Raw genomic sequence first — 18,949 nt, forward strand, 5'->3', positions numbered from 1 at the left:
CGGTCAGGCGGCGAGGCCGGCCATGACCGCGCGCAGATCGCGCGCGAGATCGGCGCCGCGCTGGTAGCGCTCATCGGCATTCTTGGCCAGCAGGCGATCGATGATCGGGCCGAGCGCGGTGGGCAGATCCGGACGCACGACGGTCACCGGCGCATGGGGTTCATTGGCGATCTTGAACATCAGAGTCGCCATCGAATCGGCCTGGAATGGCAGCGCGCCCGTGAGGAGCTGGTAGAGCGTCACGCCCAGCGAGAACAGGTCCGAACGGCCGTCCACGCGCTTGCCGGCGAGCTGTTCCGGCGACATGTAGCTTGGCGTGCCGAGCACCATGCCTGTTTTGGTCTTGCTCGAATCCGTGATCCGCGCGATGCCGAAATCCATCAGTTTGATCGTGCGGCTGGCCTCGACCAGCATCATGTTGGCGGGCTTGATGTCGCGGTGCACGATGCCGTTGCTGTGTGCGTAGTCGAGCGCATCGGCCGCCTCGGCCACCAGGCGCAGCACTTCGGGGACCGGAAGCAGATTGTTGGGTTTGGTGTAGCGGGTCAGGTCGTGTCCGCGGATGAACTCCATCGCGATGTAGGCGAGGTCATGCTCTTCGCCGGCATCGAAGATGGAGACGATGTTGGGATGCGTCAGCCGCCCGGCGGTTTCGGCCTCGCGGAAGAAACGTTCCTTGACGCCGGCGAGTTCGTCGGGCTCGAACTCCTGTGACAGCGCCATCGTCTTGATCGCGACCTGGCGTCCGATCTTGGGATCTCGCCCCATGTAGACGATGCCCATCGCTCCTTTGCCCAACTCTTTTTCGACTTGATAGCGTCCCAGCATCGGTTTTTCGATCTGCTGGGTGGCGTCGAGGACCAGCGTGCCGCCGGGATGGCTACTGGCCGGGCCACTGCCGAGGATGACGGTTTCGGAGAGTTTCTTGGCGCGGGCGAGTTTTTGCGGGACGTCGCGGAACTCCTTGTTGAAGCCGGCGATGTACTGATAGACCGATTCGGCCTTGTTGAACTGGCGCTTGCGTTCGAAGTCGAGTGCGAGGTTGTAGAGCAGGTCGAGCAGTTTGTCGTCGACCGGCTGCACGCGGCGGAATTTCTCGAACGCCATGTCGAGTTGCCCCTGGCCTTGGAAGGCCAGGCCCAGCATCTTGTTGGATTCGGCGCTCTCCGCCTCGCTGGTTTGCTTGAGCCGCTCGGTGATGTTGAATTTCTTCACCGTCATGAACGCATGACCAGTGAGCAGGAAGAGCGCGGCGACGGTGAGCTTGAGCCATAGCGCGGCGCTGGCCATCAGCCCGAGTTGCGCGCCGATCAGCATCACTGCCAGCGCCAGCGACAGCACGGCCGCGACGGTGGCTTTCAGACGCGGGAGCAGCAGGGCCAGATACAGTGCGAGCAGCGCGAAGATGCCCAGTTCCGCCGCCGGCGCCCAGGCCGGACGGATGAAGAAGTCCGCCTGCAGCAGGCTCGAGACCGTGTGCGCGAGGGTTACGACCGGCGGCGTCGATGCATCGACCGGCGTGGCGAAGGTGTCCCCCGTCCCGACCGCGGTGGTGCCGATCAATACGATCTTGTCCTTGTACTTGCTCGTGGGGAGCTTCCCCGCAATGACATCGTAAGCCGAGTCCACCGGAAAGGCCGGTTGTTCGGCATTATCCCGATAGAAGTGCGTGTACATGCGCAGCGCCGGGCTCGTTGCGATCTGCAAGTTGCCCAGCACCACGCCTTCGCCCAGGCGCACTTCAATGTCGGCGGGAGCAAGGTTCAGCGCCGCGGCGGCGACCATCAAGGACAGCGAAGGATAGAACTCATCGAAATACTGCAGGACCAGCGGTTCGAAGCGCACTGCACCATCGACGTCCGGCGTGACATTGAGATGTCCGATACCGCTGGCTGCTTCGCCAAGCGCTGCGATCGGCGGTTGCGCTTCCCGGGTCGGGAGCGGCAGCGCACCGTCGGCGCGTGCGCCGATGCGATCCTGGATGTTGGTCAGCGCGTTGCGGCGCACGTAATCGGGCAAGGGGGCGTCCGGGCGGCCCTGCGGACGTCCGACGGTGAATACCATGGGCAGCAGTACGCGGCCCTGATCGCGCAATGCGCGCGCAAGGCGGGCATCGCCGGAGGCGCCATCGCGCGCGGCACCGTCGACGGCCGTCAGTAGCCCGGAGATGAGCCGACGGTAATCGCGGGCGAGGGTGGAGTCGGCATAAGCGCGTGCGACACCGGCGAGCTGGGGAGCCGAGCGCGCGGCATCGTCGAGCATCACGCCGAAGGACTCGATTTCCGCAGGGATTTGTTGTGTCAGCGGCGAGCGCTTGAGCTGCTCTGCGAGGGATTTGAGTGTCTCGCCGCCACCGCTTTGCTCGGGTTCCAGATACAGGGCGGTATTGGCGATCACCTTGGCGCCGCCTTCCCGCAGTTTGTCGATCAGCTCGGCCTGGCGTGCGCGTGGCCACGGCCAGCGGCCGAGATTGCGGATGGAGGCGTCGTCGATGGCGACGATGGCGATGCGATCCGACGGGGCACGTTCGCGAGCGCGCACGCCAAGATCGTAGGTATAGCGCTCCAGAGATTCGAAGCCGTTGCTGAAGAGCGCGAAGGCGAGTATGCAAAAGACCAGCGTGAATGCGACCGCGGCAAACCAGTCTTGCGTCCAAATCTTGGCCTTCACCGCACTGTCCCCCGGTGCCACTTGCGTTAAGCTGGATACTAACGCTTTTCCCATGCAATCGAAAAAATCCCGCGGATCGCCGGGTGCGTTGGAGACGGAAGCACGATGGCCAAGCTGCGGACCGAATACGTATGCCAAAGCTGCGGCGCGACGTCTGCCAAATGGGTCGGACAGTGCGCGGATTGTGGTGCCTGGAACAGCCTGGTTGAGACGCGTGCCAGCCCATCCGCGACGCGTGGCGGTGGGATCAGCGGTCTGGCATCGGGCCGGGTGCAGCGACTAAACGAGGTCAACGTCGAGGAAACCCCCCGCGCCTCCACCGGTATGAGCGAGGTCGATCGCGTGCTCGGTGGCGGCATCGTGCCGGGTGCCGTGATTCTCATCGGCGGCGACCCCGGCATCGGCAAATCGACGCTGCTGCTGCAGGTGTTGGCGGCACTGCAGGCGCGGCTGCCGACGCTCTACGTCACCGGTGAGGAATCCCTGGCGCAGGTGCGCTTGCGTGCGCAGCGGCTCGGGCTTGGCAATCTCGACGTGCCCGTGCTGGCGGAAACCCAGGTCGAGCAGATTTTCGTGCATCTGGACCGACTCAAGCCGGGATTGGTCGTGATCGACTCGATCCAGACCCTGTACACCGAGGCGCTCGACTCCGCACCGGGTTCGGTGTCGCAGCTGCGCGAGTGTGCTGCCCAGCTGGTTCGTCACGCCAAGTCGACGCAGACTGCCGTCGTTCTCGTCGGCCATGTGACCAAGGAGGGCGCGATCGCCGGGCCACGGGTGCTCGAGCACATGGTCGACACGGTGCTGTATTTCGAGCACGATCCCGGCTCGCGTTTCCGGATCGTGCGTGCAATCAAGAACCGCTTCGGTGCGGTCAACGAGCTCGGTGTTTTCGCGATGACCGATGCAGGGCTCAAGGAGGTCAGTAATCCCTCGGCACTGTTTCTGTCGCGGCACCAGGAGCCGGTCCCGGGTAGTGTGATCACCGTGTCGCGTCAGGGCAGCCGGCCCTTGCTGGTGGAAGTGCAGGCATTGGTCGATCGTTCGCTGATCGGTACGCCGCGGCGCGTCACGCTGGGGCTGGAGAGCAATCGTCTCAACATGCTGCTGGCCGTGCTGCACCGTCACGGCGGTATCGCGCTGGGGGACCAGGATGTGTATGCCAACGTCGTCGGAGGCATGCGTATCCAGGAGACGGCCGCGGATCTGCCCGTACTGCTGGCGGCCCTGTCCAGTTTCCGTTCGCGGCCGTGGCCCGGTGATTGGGTCGTGTTCGGGGAAGTCGGGCTTGCGGGTGAGGTCAGGCCGGTCGTTGCAGGTGAGGAGCGCCTGCTGGAAGCGGCCAAGCACGGATTCAAGCGGGCCATCGTGCCCGAGGCGAACAGACCGCGGCGCGGCAGTCGCGTCGAGATCGAAGTGATTCCAGTTGCGCGTCTCGGTCAGGCCCTCGATCAGCTATAGCAGGCGTAAAGAAAAACGCCATAGCAGGGCGCATGGCCGTGCACAGGTGTGTTGGCGCAGCTGCGGCCGGCAGACTGGATCGCTATGCGGCCTTGTGTGCCGTGGAGGGCAACGGGGTTTGTGGCGGCCAGATTCGCGTCGATTTGACGGCGTTGGCCCGCATTTCGGTGATCTCGAATCGGTACCCGGCCACTTCGACCTTGGCCCCCGGTTGCGGGAGATGCTCCAGCTTTTCCAGTAGCAGGCCGTTGACCGTTTTGGGCCCATCGGTGGGGAGTTTCCAGCCGAGGTTCTTGTTGAGACTGCGGATCGTCACCGAGCCGCTGACGCGATAGCTGCCGTCCGGGTCGGCGTAGACGTTCTTGATCCGGGTTGCCGGATCGGAGGTGAACTCTCCGATCACTTCTTCGAGGATGTCTTCGATGGTGACCAGTCCCTGGATGTCGCCGTATTCATCGACGACGAAACCGATGCGCCGTTTCTGGTTCTGGAAGTTGAGCAGTTGCTGGTTCAGCGGGGTGCCTTCGGGGATGAAGTAAGGTTCGCGCGCCAGGGCGAGCAGGCTTTGCACGTCGAGCTGGTTTTCCGCGGCCAGCCGCACGACCCGGCGCAGGTGGACGACGCCCTTGAGATTGTCGATCGACCCGTCGAACACCGGAATGCGCGTGTGCTCGCTGTTGATGATGGCTTCACGGACGGCTGGCCAGGGTTCGGAGATGTCGATGCCGACGATTTCGTTGCGCGGCACCATGATGTCCTCGACGGTGACCTTCTCGAGATCCAGGATCGACAGCAGCATTTTCTGGTGGCGCTGCGGAATCATCGCGCCGGCTTCGGCGACGACGGTGCGCAACTCCTCGGTGCTCAGGCTGTGCTGGGCTGCATCCTCCTGCGATACGCCAAGTAGGCGCAGAATGCCGTTGCCGATCAGCGTGACGCCCCAGACCAACGGATACATCAGACGCAGCAGTGGCCAGAGCACATAGGCCGCCGGAATGCCGACGCGTTCCGGGTGCAGTGCTGCGAGCGTCTTGGGTGTCACTTCCCCAAAAATCAGCAGGAGCAGCGTCAATACACCGGTGGCCACGGCGATTCCCGTCTCGCCAGGAAACAGCCGCAGACCGATCAGGGTGGCGACCGAGGCTGCGAGGGTGTTGACAAAATTGCTGCCCAGCAGAATCGCGCCGATCAGCCGGTCGGGTCGCTGCAGCAGATCGTGTGCCAGTTTCGCACCGCGATCGCCCTTCTGGGCGCGTGTCTTGACGCGGTAGCGGTTTATCGTCATCAGCCCGGTCTCAGACCCGGAAAAGAAGGCCGAGCAGGCGAGCAGGGCGAAAAGCAATCCGAACAAGGCGGATAACGGGATGTCGTCCAAGAGCGCGGTCAGTCGTGGTGGCCGTGTCGGCCCTGCTTGTTATACGGACAGGTGCCGGGCTGTCAACCTGCCCAACCTCAAGAGTTTTTTCTAACTCCAGTGTTTCCCTAGGATTTGTTCGAGGACAAGCTTGCTGCCGAAATAGGCGAGCACGAGTGTCGCATAGCCGGCCAGCGTCCAGCGGATCGCGGTGCGTCCGCGCCAGCCGTAACGCAGCCGACCCCACAGCAGAACCCCGAAGATCAACCAGGCGGTGATCGACAACACGGTCTTGTGGGCCAGGTGCTGGGCCAGCCAGTCGCGGATGAACCATAGCCCGGACAGCAGGGTCAACGACAGCAAGAAAAAACCGATGCCGATCAGCTGGAACAGCAGACGTTCCATCGTTTGCACCGGCGGCAGGGCGCGCGTCAGCTGCGTCATGCGATGTCCGCGCAGCAGTCGATCCTGGGCGGCGAGCAACCCGGCATGCACGGCGGCCAGCGTCAAAAGCCCCGCGGAGAACAGTGACAGCAGAATATGACTGCGTACTTTCCAGTCGGCGATCGGGATGTCACTGACCGGCGTCGGCCATAGGCTGGCGATGATGGCGGCAACACCTGCGGCGGGATACACCGCCGCGCCCATCGTGCGCAAGGGCTCGCGAAAGCACAGCACCCACAGCAGCAGTGCTGATTGCCAGGCGAATAGAGAGAGGGCCTCGTTGATGCCGAGGGTGATCGCGCCGCCATGCAAGACGTGACGGCTGAGCGCCCAGCCGTGCAGCGCCAGCGCAAGGGCCGGCAGCCAGCGCTCGTAGGGGGGTGCCTGCAGGCGCCTGGCTGCCAGCAGGCCAGCGAGGCCATAGACGAGCAGGGCAAGGAAAGCGGTGATCATGGCGGTGCAGCTTACTGCATCAGCGTGACCAGCGGCATTGCACGGGGGCGCATAACCGCTGTGCTACGATGCCCGGCGCACCCACTCCAAATCATGCATGCGGATCAAAATCCTCGGTTGTAGCGGCGGCGTCGGTCCGGGGCTGCGCACGACCAGCCTGCTCGTCGACGAGGCGTTTCTGATCGACGCCGGTACTGGCGTCGGAGATTTGTCCCTGGCCCAACAGCGGCGCATCGGCCATGTGTTCTTGACGCATTGCCATCTCGATCATGTCTGCGGGCTTGCGTTCATGGCCGACAATCTGTTCGGCTTGATCGAGCATCCGATCCAGGTGCACGCCACTGCGGAGACGCTGGCGACGCTGCGCGAGCACATCTTTAACTGGAAGATCTGGCCGGATTTCGCCGAGTTGCCCGATGAACGGACACCGCTGCTGCGTTGGTGTGAACTCGGGATCGGCGAGGCTTTCGAGATCGGCCCGGAGCACCGGCTGACGCCGTTTCGGGTGCTGCATACGGTGCCTGCGGTCGGCTATGCGATCGAGGGACGCCGTGGGGTGTTTGCATTCACTGGCGATACCTACGCCGACGACGGCATGTGGAACTTTCTCAACCAATTGCCGCGCCTGGACAAGTTGATCATCGAGATCGCCTTTCCCGACGAACAGGCGGCGCTGGGCTATGCCGCCAAACATTTCACGCCGGCCTTGCTCGGCAGCGAGTTGCAGAAACTCCAGCACCGCCCCCGGCTTTATCTCACCCACCATAAACCCGGTTGTGAGGCGCTCATCGAAAAACAATGCAAGGCGGCCTTGCGCGGCTGGGACTACGTGCATCTGCGCCGCGGCGATACCATCGCCTTCGACTGAGTATCGCGAATAGAATACGCCGTCCCGCCGGGGCGTTTTTCCATGTTCGAAAATCTGACTGCGCGCTTATCCCGTGTCCTCGACTCGCTGCGTGGACAGGGGCGCTTGACCGAGGATCAGATCGACACAGCCGCGCGTGAGCTGCGCATGGCCCTGCTCGAGGCCGATGTCGCCCTGCCGGTGGTGAAGGACTTCATCGAGCACGTGCGGCAGAGGGCGCTGGGCGCCGAAATCACCCAGTCGCTGACTCCGGGCCAGGAATTCCTGCGCATCGTCCAGCAGGCGCTGACCGAGACGCTCGGCAGCCGGCCGGAGCCCTTGAATCTGCGCCAGCAGCCGCCGGCCATCATCCTGATGGCGGGCTTGCAGGGTTCAGGCAAGACCACGACCACCGCCAAGCTCGCACGCCTGCTCAAGGAGCAGGAAAAGAAAAAGGTGATGGTCGTTTCCTGCGACGTTTACCGTCCAGCGGCGATCGAGCAGCTGCGCATCGTCGCGGGGCAGGTCGGGGTCGAGGTGTTTCCATCCGCCGTCGGGCAGGATCCCGTCACCATCGCGCAGAATGCGCTGGCCGAGGCCAGGCGGCAGTACGTCGATGTGCTGATCGTCGATACCGCCGGACGTACGACGGTCGATGAGGCCATGATGAAGGAGATTGCGGCCCTTCATGCGGCGCTCGATCCGGTCGAAACCCTGTTCGTCGTCGACAGCATGACCGGCCAGGATGCCGCCAAGACGGCGCGCGCGTTCGCCGACGTGTTGCCGCTGACCGGCGTCGTGCTGACCAAGATCGACGGCGATGCCCGTGGCGGTGCGGCGCTGTCGGTGCGTCAGGTCACTGGCAAGCCGATCAAGTTCATCGGCACCGGCGAGAAGACCGACAGGCTCGAGGTCTTTCATCCGGATCGCATCGCTGCCCGCATTCTGGGGCAGGGCGATGTGCTGGGTTTGATCGAGGAGGCGGTCCGCAAGGTCGATCACGAAAAGGCCGCCCGCTTTGCCGAAAAACTCAAGAAGACCAAGAGCTTCGACCTCGAGGATTTTCGCGAGCAGATGTTGCAGATGCAGAAGATGGGCAGCATGGCTTCGCTGCTGGAGAAGCTGCCCGGGGGAGCGCAGATACAGGCGCAGCTCCAGCACATCGATGCCGACAAGCAGGTGCGCCGGACGATCGCCATCATCAACTCGATGACGATCCAGGAGCGCCGTCATCCCGATCTGATCAAGGCTTCGCGCAAACGTCGCATCGCCGCCGGCAGCGGCGTCGAGGTCCAGGAGGTCAACCGCCTGCTGCGCCAGTTCGAGACTACGCGCGAGATGATGAAAAAGGTCGCAAGCGGCGGTATGGCCAAGCTGATGCGCTCGATGGCCGGGCGTCTGCCTCCCGGCATCTTGCCCCGGCGTTGAGACTTGCACCCGTCCGTGTTCCTGCGCCTGTTTGCGACCCTGTTGTTCGCCGCACTGAGCACAGCGGCGCGCGCCGGAGAGATCGGTCCGGGCATCCGCGCGCCGGAAGCTGCGGGGGTGGTCATCAACGGTCCGCCGAATGCCAAGGTCAGCACGCTGCAGGGGCGGGTACTGGTGGTCGAATTCTGGGCTTCTTGGTGTGGGCCGTGCATCGAATCGATGCCGCGGCTCGACGCCTTGCGCCGTGAAGTGCAGGCCCAGGGTCTGGGCGACCGTTTCGAAATTCTGGCGGTGGGGCTGGACAAGCGGCTCGAGGATGCCCGCCGTTTTCTGCAGGCGCGACCGGTGTCGTACCCGGTCGTGGTCGACACGGTTGGTATCGCCTCCCGCAATTACGGTGTCTGGCGTCTGCCGGCGACTTTTCTCGTCGATGCCAACGGCCATATCAACCAGATCTATCACGGCTACGGTCCCACGTTCGGCGACGATCTGCGCATGCGTGTGTTCGCCTTGCTGCGCGCGCCGGAGGCGAACGCACAAGCCTCCGAAAGCACTGGAAATCCGTAGCAGAGTCGCTACAATACGCGGCCTTTCAGCGGCCCGGTGCCGCTTTTGTCATTGGATATCGACATGGTCACGATTCGACTGGCTCGTGCCGGCGCCAAGAAGCGTCCGTTCTATCACATCGTTGCGGCCGACAAGCGCAGTTCGCGGGATGGCCGTTTCATCGAGCGCCTCGGCTCCTACAATCCGAACGCCAGGGGTGCCGAGCAAAAGCTCGTGATTGACCTGGGCAAGGTCGAGCAGTGGCGCAAGAACGGCGCGCAGGTGTCCGAGCGCGTGGCCTACCTGATCAAGCAGGCCGCGGCCAAGGCTGCCTGAGGACGATGGCAGGGCGCCGGCTGACGCTGGGCCGCGTCGCCGGGGTGTATGGCGTGCGGGGCTGGCTGCGCATCGACTCGCAGACTCGTCCGCCTACGAAGATCCTCGACTACCCGCGCTGGTGGCTCCGGCACAACGGGCAGGATGTCGAGGTGCGGAAAATCCAGGGCCACGCGCATGGACGCGGCGTGGTGGCACAGATCGAGGATGCGGCGGGACGGGTGATCGATGACCGTGACGCGGCCTCCCGGCTGATCGGTGCCGAGATCGCGGTGGATCGCGAAGATCTACCCAGGCTGCCGAAGGGGCAGTATTACTGGGTCGATCTGATCGGTCTGACCGTGGTCAATCCGTCCGGCACGTTGCTCGGCACCGTACAGGACATGACGAGCAACGGTGTACAGGACGTGTTGGTGGTCGTCGACGAGGCGGGCGTGGAGCGGCTGATCCCGTTCGTGCGCCGGCACATCGTCAAGCGGGTGGAGCTGGCGGCCGGTCGCATCATCTGCGACTGGGAGCTGGATTACTGAGATGAAAATCGAGGTGATCAGCCTGTTTCCGGCACTCGTGGAACAGGTCGTGCGGTATGGTATGCCGAGGATCGCCGTCGAGAACGGGCAGTTGTCGCTGCAGGCGCGCGATCTGCGCGATTACAGCGAGAACCGCTGGCGCCGGGTCGATGACCGGCCTTACGGCGGTGGTCCGGGCATGGTCATGGAGGCCGGTCCGCTGGCCGCGGCCGTTGCGGCCGCGAAGGCGGCGCTTGGTGAGGCGAAGGTGGTGTTGCTTTCGCCGCAGGGTGAACGCTTCGACCAGGCCTGGGCGCACCGGCTGGCCCGCGAGCAGGGTTTGATCCTGCTCTGCGGACGTTACGAGGGGCTCGACGAACGCTTCGTGCGGACATGTGTGGATTTGGAATTGTCGCTGGGCGACTTTGTGTTGTCGGGCGGCGAGCTGGCAGCGATGGTCGTCGTGGACGCCATCGCCAGACTGTTGCCCGGAGTGCTGGGGCACGCGCAGTCGGCGGAGAACGATTCGTTCTCAAACGGACTGCTCGACCATCCGCACTACACGCGCCCGGAAACCTGGCGCGGGCAGGATGTGCCGGAGGTGTTGCTGTCCGGCGACCACGCGCGTATCGCGCGCTGGCGCCTGAAGCAGGCGCTCGGGCAGACATGGTTGAAACGGCCTGATCTCCTTGCGGAGGTCAAGCTGGACGAAGAGGCAAGGACGCTGCTCGGGGAGTTCATCTCCGAACAGCGAATCGACGGGTAACCGTAGTGATGTGGGTGACGACGATGCGCACGAACAAAATCATTGCCGCGATCGAAGCGGAGCAGATGACCAAGAAGGTTCCGGACTTCCGAGCCGGTGACACCGTCGAGGTTAAGGTCAAGGTGAAGGAGGGCGACCGCGAGCGTCTGCAGGCCTTCGAGGGCGTGGTCATCGCCAAGCGCAACCGCGGCCTGCACTCGGCGTTTACGGTGCGCAAGGTCTCGCATGGCGAGGGTGTCGAGCGCGTGTTCCAGACCTACAGCCCGCAGGTAGCCGAAATCACCGTCAAGCGCCGCGGTGATGTGCGCCGCGCCAAGCTCTATTATCTGCGCGGGCTCTCGGGCAAGGCCGCTCGGATCACAGAAAAGCTTGTATAATCAATAGATCACATTGTTCTTTCATAAAAGCCTGCGGCCGTGGGCCGCGGGCTTTTTGCGTTCGCAGGCTTGCGCCTGGTGGCCTCAAGGGCCTGGGCTAGCCGTGGTGCATGTGCCAGTCGCCACGGTAGGATTCGGAGGCAAGGTGGCGGTGATGCCGACGGGTACGGATTCCACTGCGGCATACTGTGCTTCATGTTGCCACCGCTGCATGAACAACCGGTTCCGTTCATCACCTTGCCCAACTGGGTCAAGGCGGCGACGGCCTGTGGGTTCAACATCGAGCCGATTTTTGCGCGCCTGGGGATCCAGACCGATTTGCTGCACCTTGAGGAGGCGACGATCAGTCCGCCGCTACTCGGCCAGGTCATGGAGGCCTGTGTCGCAGCCTCGCGTGCGCAGCATTTCCCGTTCATGCTCGGGGAGACCTTTGCGTTCGACTATCTTCCCGATATCGGTACTTTTCTGGCGACGAGTCCGACTTTGCGCGATGCCTTGCGCGTATTCGACTGGGTCCGCGAATTGATCAATCCGATGATCGATTTCCGGCTCCACGAGGAGGGAGAGACGGCGGCACTCGTGCTCGTCGGCGAACGTGCGGTGACCGGGCAGGATCGTTACTTCATCGAATCAATCTTTGCCTCGGTGACCAAGTTTGGGCGCATGCTCGCAGGCGATCTGGAGCGGTTTGCGCGGCTGCGTTTCCGGTATTCGGCGCCGCCGTATGCTGCCTGTTACGCGTCGTACTTTCGGGTGCCGGTCTTTTTCGATCAGCCGGTCAATGCGCTCGAACTGCCGCGTCATCATCTCGATACGCCGCTGGAGGGCGGCTTCCCAAAGCTGCACGAGCAGGCCGAGCGGCGTATCGCCCAGCGGCTTGCGCAAATGCCGCGGCGCACGGGCATCGTTGCGGCCATTGAGGCCGCCTATGAGGAAAATCCGCAGTTGCTGGGACGCGGGATCGAGGCGGTCGCGCGGCATCTGGGTTTACATCCGCGAACGTTGCAGCGCCGTTTGCGGCAGGAGGGCGAATCCTTCGGCACGCTGCTCGACCGCGTGCGTTACCGCATGGCCCTGCGCGACCTGCAGCGGCCCGATTTGAGCCTGGAGACGATCAGCGAGCGCCTGGGTTTTTCCGACCGGCGCAGCTTTACCCGCGCCTTCACGCGCTGGGCTGGGGTGAGCCCCAGCAGCTTTCGCAATCGCCGCTAAGCGCTGGAACCGGCTATGTTTTGATGCTGTCGCGATTTGTTCCTCGGGCGTCGCCGGCGGTCATAGCGTGCACCGGGGCACGGCATTAGAGTCGGCTTGCTACCCGATTGCAGGAGCTGGTGTATGGATCAAGCGACACGGCGGATCACGCCGCGCAAGGGACCGGATTTCGGGCTCGACGGTGACATCCCCCGCTACTGGTTCGACAACGATCCGTTCAAGACGCGGTTTTTTGATGCGATGTCGCTGCTGTTCCCGGAAGGGGAGAAATTCTTCATCGCCTGCGTGCGCGACTACCGTGACCAGATCACCGATCCAGACCTCCAGGCGCAGGTCAAGGATTTCATCTATCAAGAGGGCCAGCACGGCATCGTGCATACGCGCTTCAACGACCGCCTCAAAGCCCAGGGCATCGCCGTCGATCACATCCTGCAGCGGCAGAAAGAGATCATGTTCGGCTTTTTCCGCAAGCGTTTCCCGCCCGTCTATACGCTTGGACAAACCGCAGCGGCCGAGCACATGACCGCGCTCATGGCACACGGTTTTTTCTCCAACCCCATGTTCGCCAAGGCCGACCCGCGCATCCGCGCGATGTACGCCTGGCATGCAGTCGAGGAAATCGAACACAAGGCGGTGGCCTTCGACGTGTTCCAGAAAGTCGCCAGAGGCGGGTATCTCGTGCGCATCCTGAGCATGCTGCAGGTGTCCTTGAGCTTCCCGCTGCATGTATTCCTGATCATGGCGCATATGTTCAAAGTCGATGGCGTGAAGAACCGCCTGCGCGTCTGGCTGCGGGGGCTGTGGTGGCTCTATGGCCCAGGTGGGTTGTATCCGCGCCTGCTGCCGCATTACCTCGCCTATTTCAAACCGGGGTTCCATCCGTGGAAACATGGCGACATGCGTCTCTACCACGAGTGGACCCGTGCCTTCGAACGTCACCGCGGCGATGCCATCGCGGCCGCCGACGCGGTGATGGGGCGTGTGCTCGCAGCAGCAGCCTGACGGACCGGGTCAGGCTGAAACTGACAGGCTGGAACCGACTTACAGGCTGCTATGACCGGCTTGTTGCTCGCGTTGCATCCATTGCGCTCGACGCCGAAACGCTGATCTGCCGGTGGGGCCGGTGTGCGGGTTTGCACGCATGGCGACCGCACACCGGGGCCGTTAGAATGCGTGCGGCCAACAAGGAGCGACATGAGCAACGAATACGATGTCGTCGTGATCGGCGGCGGACCCGCCGGTTATCCCTGTGCAATCCGTGCATCCCAGCTCGGGTTTAAGACTGCGTGCATCGATGCCTGGCTGAACAAGGACAACACGCCGGCTTTCGGGGGTACCTGCCTCAATGCGGGATGCATTCCCTCAAAGGCCCTGCTCGAATCCTCGGAGCTCTACTACCGCATGCGGCACGAGGCCGCAGCGCACGGCATCGGCAGCGGCACGCTCACGCTGGATCTCGCCAAGATGCAGCAGCGCAAGCAGTCGGTGTCGCGACAGCTCACCGGCGGGATCAAGACGTTGTTTGCCGCGAACAAGGTCACCGGGCTGCATGGGACGGGGCGCCTGCTCGGTGAAGGCCGGGTCGAGTTCAAGGCTCACGATGGCGCAACGGAGGTGCTCAAGGCACGGCACATTGTTGTTGCCACCGGCTCCGAGCCGGTGAATCTGAAGATCGCGCCATTCGACGGCGAACGGATCGTGGATTCCTGGGGGGCGCTCGATTTCACCGAGGTCCCCGAGACGCTTGGAATCATCGGGGCCGGCGTGATCGGCGTCGAGCTGGGCAGTGTCTGGAGCCGCCTGGGGGCCAGGACCGTGATCCTCGAGGCGCTGCCGAATTTTCTGCCGATGGTCGATGCGCAGATCGCGCGCGAGGCGCTGCGTCACCTGACCAAGCAGGGGCTGGACATCCGGCTCGGTGCCAAGGTGCTGTCGGCCAAGAACAATGGCAAGGATGTCACCGTCGAATACGAACTCAACGGCGAACGCAGCAGCGAGCGCTTCGAGAAGCTCATCGTCGCCGTCGGCCGCCGGCCGTATACGAAAGGCGCCGGGCTCGAGCAGATCGGCGTGCAGCTCGATGAACGCGGTTTCGTCAAGGTCGATGCACATTACAGGACCAACGTGCCCGGTGTTTATGCGATCGGGGATGTCATCGGGGGGGCGATGCTCGCGCACAAGGGCATCGAGGAAGGCGTGGCTCTCGCCGAGCAGCTTGCCGGTCACCACACGCAGGTGAACTACAATGCGGTGCCGAGCGTGGTCTATACCGCGCCGGAGATCGGATGGGTGGGTTTGTCGGAAGAGCAGGCCAGAGCCAAAGGGCACGAGGTCAAGACGGGCCTGGGTCCGTTCGCCGCCAATGGCCGTGCCAAGGCGATGGAACAGGCCGCAGGCTCGATCAAGGTCATCGCCGATGCCAAGACTGACCGTATCCTCGGCGTGCACATGGTCGGTCCGTATGTCTCCGAGCTGCTCGCCGAGGCTGTACTGGCTCTCGAGTTCGCGGCCACCTGCGAGGATATTGCGCTGACCATGCATGGCCATCCGACGCTCTCCGAAAATTTTCACGAAGCAGTGCTGCTCGTCGACGGCCGCGCCGTGCATGCCGTCAACAAGCCCAAGAAGTAGTGGTGTTATCCATAGCCTACGGTTCGGGGGACAAACTCATGACGAAGATTCTGGGAATGCTGGGCGTTTCCGCGCTGATGCTGGCCACGGCCGCACACGCCGAGATCATCGATGTCTCGGTCGGCGATGGCAGTGTGCGCGGTGCTTTGTACGGCCCGCTGTCGCGCGCATTCGAGGGCACCAAGGGGCAGTATGACGTCGGTGTGATCGTCCGCCCCGAGCGCGACGATGACCTGCTCGTGACCCATGTCGGTGCCTTGGTCACCGGCGATGCCGGAGCCCAGCAGTTCGAGCTCGCCGCGGGCCTGGGGCTGCGCGGTGTCTATGTCGGTCGCGACCATGACAGCGGTGGCGCTCTTGCCCTCGGCGGCCAGGCCGAGGCGCGATATCCGGGTTATGAACGCTTCGGTTTGTCGGTATACGGCTATTACGCGCCCGAGGTGCTGAGCTTCGGTGAGTTCGATCAGTACTACGAAATCGGTACGGGTTTGGATTATCAGGTCATCAGGAGTGCATCGGTCTATATCGGCTACCGCAATGTCAACCTGCGTCTGGAAAACGGTGGCGACATCACCGCTGACAACGGCTTGCACGTAGGAATGCGTCTGAGTTTCTGAGCGGTGCAGAGGGTTTATGGGGCGAGGTCCAAGCATCGCCGCGCGTAAGGGCGCAGAAGACGCCCGCCGCGGCAAGCTGTTTACAAAGTTCATCCGCGAAATCACCGTCGCCGCCCGCACTGGCGGTGGCGACCCGCGCAGCAACCCGCGGCTGCGTCTGGTGCTCGAAAAGGCTTTTGCGGCGAATATGCCGAAGGACACCGCGGAGCGCGCGATCAAGCGTGGAACCGGCGAGCTTGGCGCCGATCATTTCGAGGAAGTCCGCTACGAGGGCTATGGGCCGGGTGGTGTCGCGATCATGGTCGATTGCATGACCGACAATCCGACGCGGACCGTCGCCGACGTGCGCCATGCGTTCAGCAAACACGGCGGCAACCTGGGAGCCAGTGGTGCGGTAGCGTATCTGTTTTCGCAAGTCGGGCAGATCTATCTCGAGACCCGTGGTGATCCGGCACTCGAGGAGAAGGTGCTCGAAACCGCACTCGAAGCCGGTGCCGACGACGTCCTCAACGAGGACGGCTATACCGAGGTGCTCACCGCACCAGATGCGCTCGAGCGCGTGAAGAAAAGCCTCGAGGGGCTGGGGCTACCGCTGCTGCAAGCCGATGTCACGATGCGGCCAGCGACGACGGTGACGGTTTCCGGTGAGCAGGCCGAGATGGTCAACAAGCTGATCGACGCACTCGAGGACCTCGACGACGTGCAGAAGGTCTATTCCAATCTCGCGTGACCCGTATTCTCGGCATCGATCCCGGTTCCCGCTGGACGGGTTACGGTATCGTCGACGTCGGGCATGGCCAGCAGCGCCATGTCGCGAGCGGGCGCATCGCGGCCGGGGATGGCGAGATCCCGCAGCGGCTGGTCGCGATCGACACGCAGCTCAGCGCGCTCGTGCGCGAATATGCGCCTGAGGAGGTGGCTTTCGAAGAGGTCTTCGTCAGCAGAAACGTGCGCAGTGCCTTGGTGCTCGGACAGGCGCGTGGCGTAGCCCTGTGCGTCGTCGCACGCGCCAGGCTGCCGATCGCCGAGTATGCGGCGAGCCAGGTCAAGATGGCGCTCACCGGCAGCGGCCGCGCCGAGAAGGAGCAGGTGCAGCATATGGTGCGGATATTGTTGGGGCTGAACAACCGGCTCGCGGCCGATGCGGCCGACGCACTCGCCGTGGCGCTCACGCATGCCCAGGTTCGCAGTACGCATCTGCGGGCCGGTGTGCCGTTTCCCCGTTCCTGGAGGCGTCGATGATCGGTCGCATCGCCGGGCGTCTGCTGTTCAAGCAGCCGCCGGTTCTGATTGTCGATGTCGGCGGTGTCGGGTATGAGATCGAAGCGCCCATGTCCACGTTCTACAAATTGCCGGCGATCGGGGAGAACGTGAGCCTGCACACGCATCTGTCGGTGCGCGAGGACGCACACCTGCTCTTCGGCTTTGCGACGATCACCGAGAAAGCCTTGTTCCGCGAGCTGATCCGTATCTCCGGCGTCGGTCCCAAGCTGGCGCTGGCCGTGCTCTCGGGTGTCGGCGTTGACGAATTCTGGGCCACGGTGCGCGCGGGCGACATCGCGCGGTTGGCCAAGCTGCCGGGGATCGGGCGCAAGACGGCCGAGCGTCTCGTCGTCGAGATGCGCGATCGATCTGGAGCTGCTGCTCCCGAGCCGATGGCCGTGCCGGGCCTTGCCGCGGATTCGCCACTGGAAGAGGCACGCCATGCCCTCGCTGCGCTGGGCTACAAGCCCGCCGAGATTCAGCGGTTCACGCAAGCCGTGTATAAGGAGGGTATGAGCACCGAGCAAATCATCCAGGAGGCGCTCCGGCGTGCCGTGCGATGAGCGAGTCCGAACGCCTGATGTCCGCCCGTGCTGGCAGCGACGAGGAGCGGATCGAGCGTGCGATCCGTCCGCAGCGCCTGGCCGATTATGTCGGCCAACCTGCCGTACGCGAGCAGATGAGCATCGCCATCGAGGCTGCGCGCCGGCGTGGAGATGCGCTCGACCATGTGCTGATTTTCGGTCCGCCGGGTTTGGGCAAGACCACGCTCGCACACATTCTCGCCAGCGAGATGGGGGTGAACCTGCGTCAGACCTCCGGGCCGGTTCTCGAGCGTCCGGGCGATCTCGCGGCGCTGCTGACCAACCTCGAGCCGCGCGATCTGCTGTTCATCGACGAAATCCACCGTCTTTCTCCGATCGTCGAGGAAGTGCTGTATCCGGCGATGGAGGACTACCAGCTCGACATCGTCATCGGCGAGGGTCCGGCCGCCCGTTCCATCCGCATCGATTTGCCGCCGTTCACGCTCGTCGGTGCGACCACGCGGGCCGGTGCACTCACCAGTCCGCTGCGCGATCGTTTTGGGCTGGTCCAGCGCCTGGAGTTTTACTCGGAGTCGGATCTGACACGCATCGTCCTGCGCAGCGCCAGCATCCTCAAGGCGCCGATCGATGAGGGCGGTGCAGCGGAGATCGCACGCCGCTCGCGCGGTACGCCGCGTATCGCCAACCGCCTGCTACGGCGTGCCCGCGATTATGCCGAGGTGCGTGGCGATGGGGTCATCACCGCTGCGATCGCCGCCGAGGCCATGCGCTTGCTCAATGTCGACAGCAATGGGTTCGATCTGATGGACCGGCGCTTGCTGATGACCTTGATCGAACGGTTCGACGGCGGTCCGGCCGGGATCGACAATCTGGCCGCCGCCATCGGTGAGGCGCGGGATACCATCGAGGACGTCATCGAACCTTACCTGATCCAGCAAGGCTATCTGTTGCGCACCCCGCGTGGCCGCATCGCTGGCAAAGCCGCGTATGAGCACTATGGCCTGAAAATGCCAGACCGGTTGGGCACGCCCGATCTGTTCGAATCATGAGCACAGCGGTGTTCCGCCATCCGGTGCGGGTGTATTACGAGGATACGGATGCCAGCGGTGTGGTTTATCACGCCAACTATCTGCGCTGGTTCGAGCGCGCGCGGACCGAATGGCTACGCGAGCTGGGTTTACAGCAGCAGACCTTACGCGCAACGTCCGGGGTGGTGTTCACGGTCGCCGACTTGCGCATCGAGTTCCGCCGTCCCGCTCGGCTCGACGATCGGCTCGAAGTCTTGACCTGCGTGCCGATGCTTCGTCGCGCCAGCCTGACCTTCGCGCAAACCTTGGTGCGCCAGGACGAGGATGGCTATTTGACGCGTGCCGAGGTCAGGGTCGGGTGTGTCGATGTGTCGGACTTTCGCCCGAGGCCCTTGCCCGGGGCCCTCAAAAGCGCCGTCGAAGCCTGGATCCGGGCTCGCGGATAAGAAGCGTGAGGTGGTG

At 63.7% G+C, this 18,949-nt stretch carries 20 protein-coding genes; 17 read left to right on the forward strand and 3 right to left on the reverse strand.

All coding sequences use genetic code 11. The features are described 5' to 3' along the window. Positions 1–3 precede the first annotated feature (3 nt). Positions 4–2,670 carry a CHASE2 domain-containing serine/threonine-protein kinase gene (locus BMZ48_RS02265; RefSeq protein ID WP_234981480.1) on the reverse strand — a complete coding sequence of 889 codons (2,667 nt, stop codon included), beginning with the start codon at positions 2,668–2,670 and terminating at the stop codon, positions 4–6. A 105-nt stretch (positions 2,671–2,775) separates the two neighbouring features. Between BMZ48_RS02265 and radA the strand changes: the two genes are divergently transcribed. Next, positions 2,776–4,131, forward strand: coding sequence for a DNA repair protein RadA (gene radA / locus BMZ48_RS02270; protein WP_091531170.1), 1,356 nt, complete (start codon positions 2,776–2,778; stop codon positions 4,129–4,131). Between the two features lie 82 nt (positions 4,132–4,213). Here the strand turns inward: radA and BMZ48_RS02275 are convergent, their stop codons facing one another. Both BMZ48_RS02275 and BMZ48_RS02280 read right to left on the reverse strand, forming a co-directional pair. Continuing rightward, positions 4,214–5,506 carry an HlyC/CorC family transporter gene (locus BMZ48_RS02275; protein WP_091531173.1) on the reverse strand — a complete coding sequence of 431 codons (1,293 nt, stop codon included), beginning with the start codon at positions 5,504–5,506 and terminating at the stop codon, positions 4,214–4,216. Between the two features lie 90 nt (positions 5,507–5,596). Further along, on the reverse strand, positions 5,597–6,382 hold the full coding sequence (locus BMZ48_RS02280; RefSeq protein ID WP_091531177.1) for a cytochrome C assembly family protein: 786 nt from the start codon (positions 6,380–6,382) through the stop codon (positions 5,597–5,599). Positions 6,383–6,479: 97 nt separating this feature from the next. Here BMZ48_RS02280 and BMZ48_RS02285 point away from each other — a divergent pair, with 97 nt between their 5' ends. The 16 genes from BMZ48_RS02285 (at position 6,480) to ybgC (ending at position 18,933) form a co-directional block, all read left to right on the forward strand. Continuing rightward, positions 6,480–7,250: an MBL fold metallo-hydrolase gene (locus BMZ48_RS02285; protein WP_091531180.1), complete on the forward strand. Its 771-nt coding sequence runs from the start codon at positions 6,480–6,482 to the stop codon at positions 7,248–7,250. Positions 7,251–7,292: 42 nt separating this feature from the next. Continuing rightward, on the forward strand, positions 7,293–8,657 hold the full coding sequence (gene ffh / locus BMZ48_RS02290) for a signal recognition particle protein (RefSeq protein ID WP_091531184.1): 1,365 nt from the start codon (positions 7,293–7,295) through the stop codon (positions 8,655–8,657). A gap of 3 nt (positions 8,658–8,660) precedes the next feature. Then, the gene (locus BMZ48_RS02295) at positions 8,661–9,224 is read left to right on the forward strand and encodes a TlpA family protein disulfide reductase (protein WP_091531187.1); all 564 of its coding nucleotides are present in this window, start codon (positions 8,661–8,663) and stop codon (positions 9,222–9,224) included. A gap of 63 nt (positions 9,225–9,287) precedes the next feature. Further along, on the forward strand, positions 9,288–9,539 hold the full coding sequence (gene rpsP, locus BMZ48_RS02300) for a 30S ribosomal protein S16 (protein ID WP_091531190.1): 252 nt from the start codon (positions 9,288–9,290) through the stop codon (positions 9,537–9,539). 5 nt (positions 9,540–9,544) lie between these two features. After that, the gene (gene rimM, locus BMZ48_RS02305) at positions 9,545–10,069 is read left to right on the forward strand and encodes a ribosome maturation factor RimM (protein WP_091531192.1); all 525 of its coding nucleotides are present in this window, start codon (positions 9,545–9,547) and stop codon (positions 10,067–10,069) included. Between the two features lies 1 nt (position 10,070). Continuing rightward, on the forward strand, positions 10,071–10,814 hold the full coding sequence (gene trmD, locus BMZ48_RS02310; protein ID WP_091531196.1) for a tRNA (guanosine(37)-N1)-methyltransferase TrmD: 744 nt from the start codon (positions 10,071–10,073) through the stop codon (positions 10,812–10,814). 23 nt (positions 10,815–10,837) lie between these two features. Then, the gene (gene rplS / locus BMZ48_RS02315; RefSeq protein WP_091531889.1) at positions 10,838–11,191 is read left to right on the forward strand and encodes a 50S ribosomal protein L19; all 354 of its coding nucleotides are present in this window, start codon (positions 10,838–10,840) and stop codon (positions 11,189–11,191) included. 195 nt (positions 11,192–11,386) lie between these two features. After that, on the forward strand, positions 11,387–12,403 hold the full coding sequence (locus BMZ48_RS02320; protein WP_091531200.1) for an AraC family transcriptional regulator: 1,017 nt from the start codon (positions 11,387–11,389) through the stop codon (positions 12,401–12,403). Between the two features lie 123 nt (positions 12,404–12,526). Then, the gene (locus BMZ48_RS02325; protein WP_091531203.1) at positions 12,527–13,405 is read left to right on the forward strand and encodes a metal-dependent hydrolase; all 879 of its coding nucleotides are present in this window, start codon (positions 12,527–12,529) and stop codon (positions 13,403–13,405) included. A gap of 192 nt (positions 13,406–13,597) precedes the next feature. Beyond that, the gene (lpdA, locus tag BMZ48_RS02330; protein WP_091531207.1) at positions 13,598–15,034 is read left to right on the forward strand and encodes a dihydrolipoyl dehydrogenase; all 1,437 of its coding nucleotides are present in this window, start codon (positions 13,598–13,600) and stop codon (positions 15,032–15,034) included. Positions 15,035–15,072: 38 nt separating this feature from the next. Next, positions 15,073–15,651 carry a YfaZ family outer membrane protein gene (locus BMZ48_RS02335; RefSeq protein WP_091531210.1) on the forward strand — a complete coding sequence of 193 codons (579 nt, stop codon included), beginning with the start codon at positions 15,073–15,075 and terminating at the stop codon, positions 15,649–15,651. A 16-nt stretch (positions 15,652–15,667) separates the two neighbouring features. Next, the gene (locus tag BMZ48_RS02340) at positions 15,668–16,381 is read left to right on the forward strand and encodes a YebC/PmpR family DNA-binding transcriptional regulator (RefSeq protein ID WP_091531215.1); all 714 of its coding nucleotides are present in this window, start codon (positions 15,668–15,670) and stop codon (positions 16,379–16,381) included. After that, a complete protein-coding gene (ruvC, locus tag BMZ48_RS02345) occupies positions 16,378–16,893 on the forward strand; it encodes a crossover junction endodeoxyribonuclease RuvC (protein WP_091531218.1) in 516 nt (171 codons plus the stop codon). Before BMZ48_RS02340 ends, ruvC begins: the two co-directional genes overlap by 4 nt. Then, a complete protein-coding gene (gene ruvA, locus BMZ48_RS02350; protein ID WP_091531221.1) occupies positions 16,890–17,477 on the forward strand; it encodes a Holliday junction branch migration protein RuvA in 588 nt (195 codons plus the stop codon). The genes ruvC and ruvA overlap by 4 nt, the downstream gene beginning before the upstream one ends. Further along, the gene (ruvB, locus tag BMZ48_RS02355; protein WP_091531223.1) at positions 17,474–18,508 is read left to right on the forward strand and encodes a Holliday junction branch migration DNA helicase RuvB; all 1,035 of its coding nucleotides are present in this window, start codon (positions 17,474–17,476) and stop codon (positions 18,506–18,508) included. Before ruvA ends, ruvB begins: the two co-directional genes overlap by 4 nt. Continuing rightward, positions 18,505–18,933, forward strand: coding sequence for a tol-pal system-associated acyl-CoA thioesterase (ybgC, locus tag BMZ48_RS02360; protein WP_091531226.1), 429 nt, complete (start codon positions 18,505–18,507; stop codon positions 18,931–18,933). Before ruvB ends, ybgC begins: the two co-directional genes overlap by 4 nt. Positions 18,934–18,949: the final 16 nt, after the last annotated feature.

Origin of the sequence: Fontimonas thermophila (assembly GCF_900113085.1) — a bacterium.
In the GTDB taxonomy this organism is placed as follows: domain Bacteria; phylum Pseudomonadota; class Gammaproteobacteria; order Nevskiales; family Nevskiaceae; genus Solimonas; species Solimonas thermophila.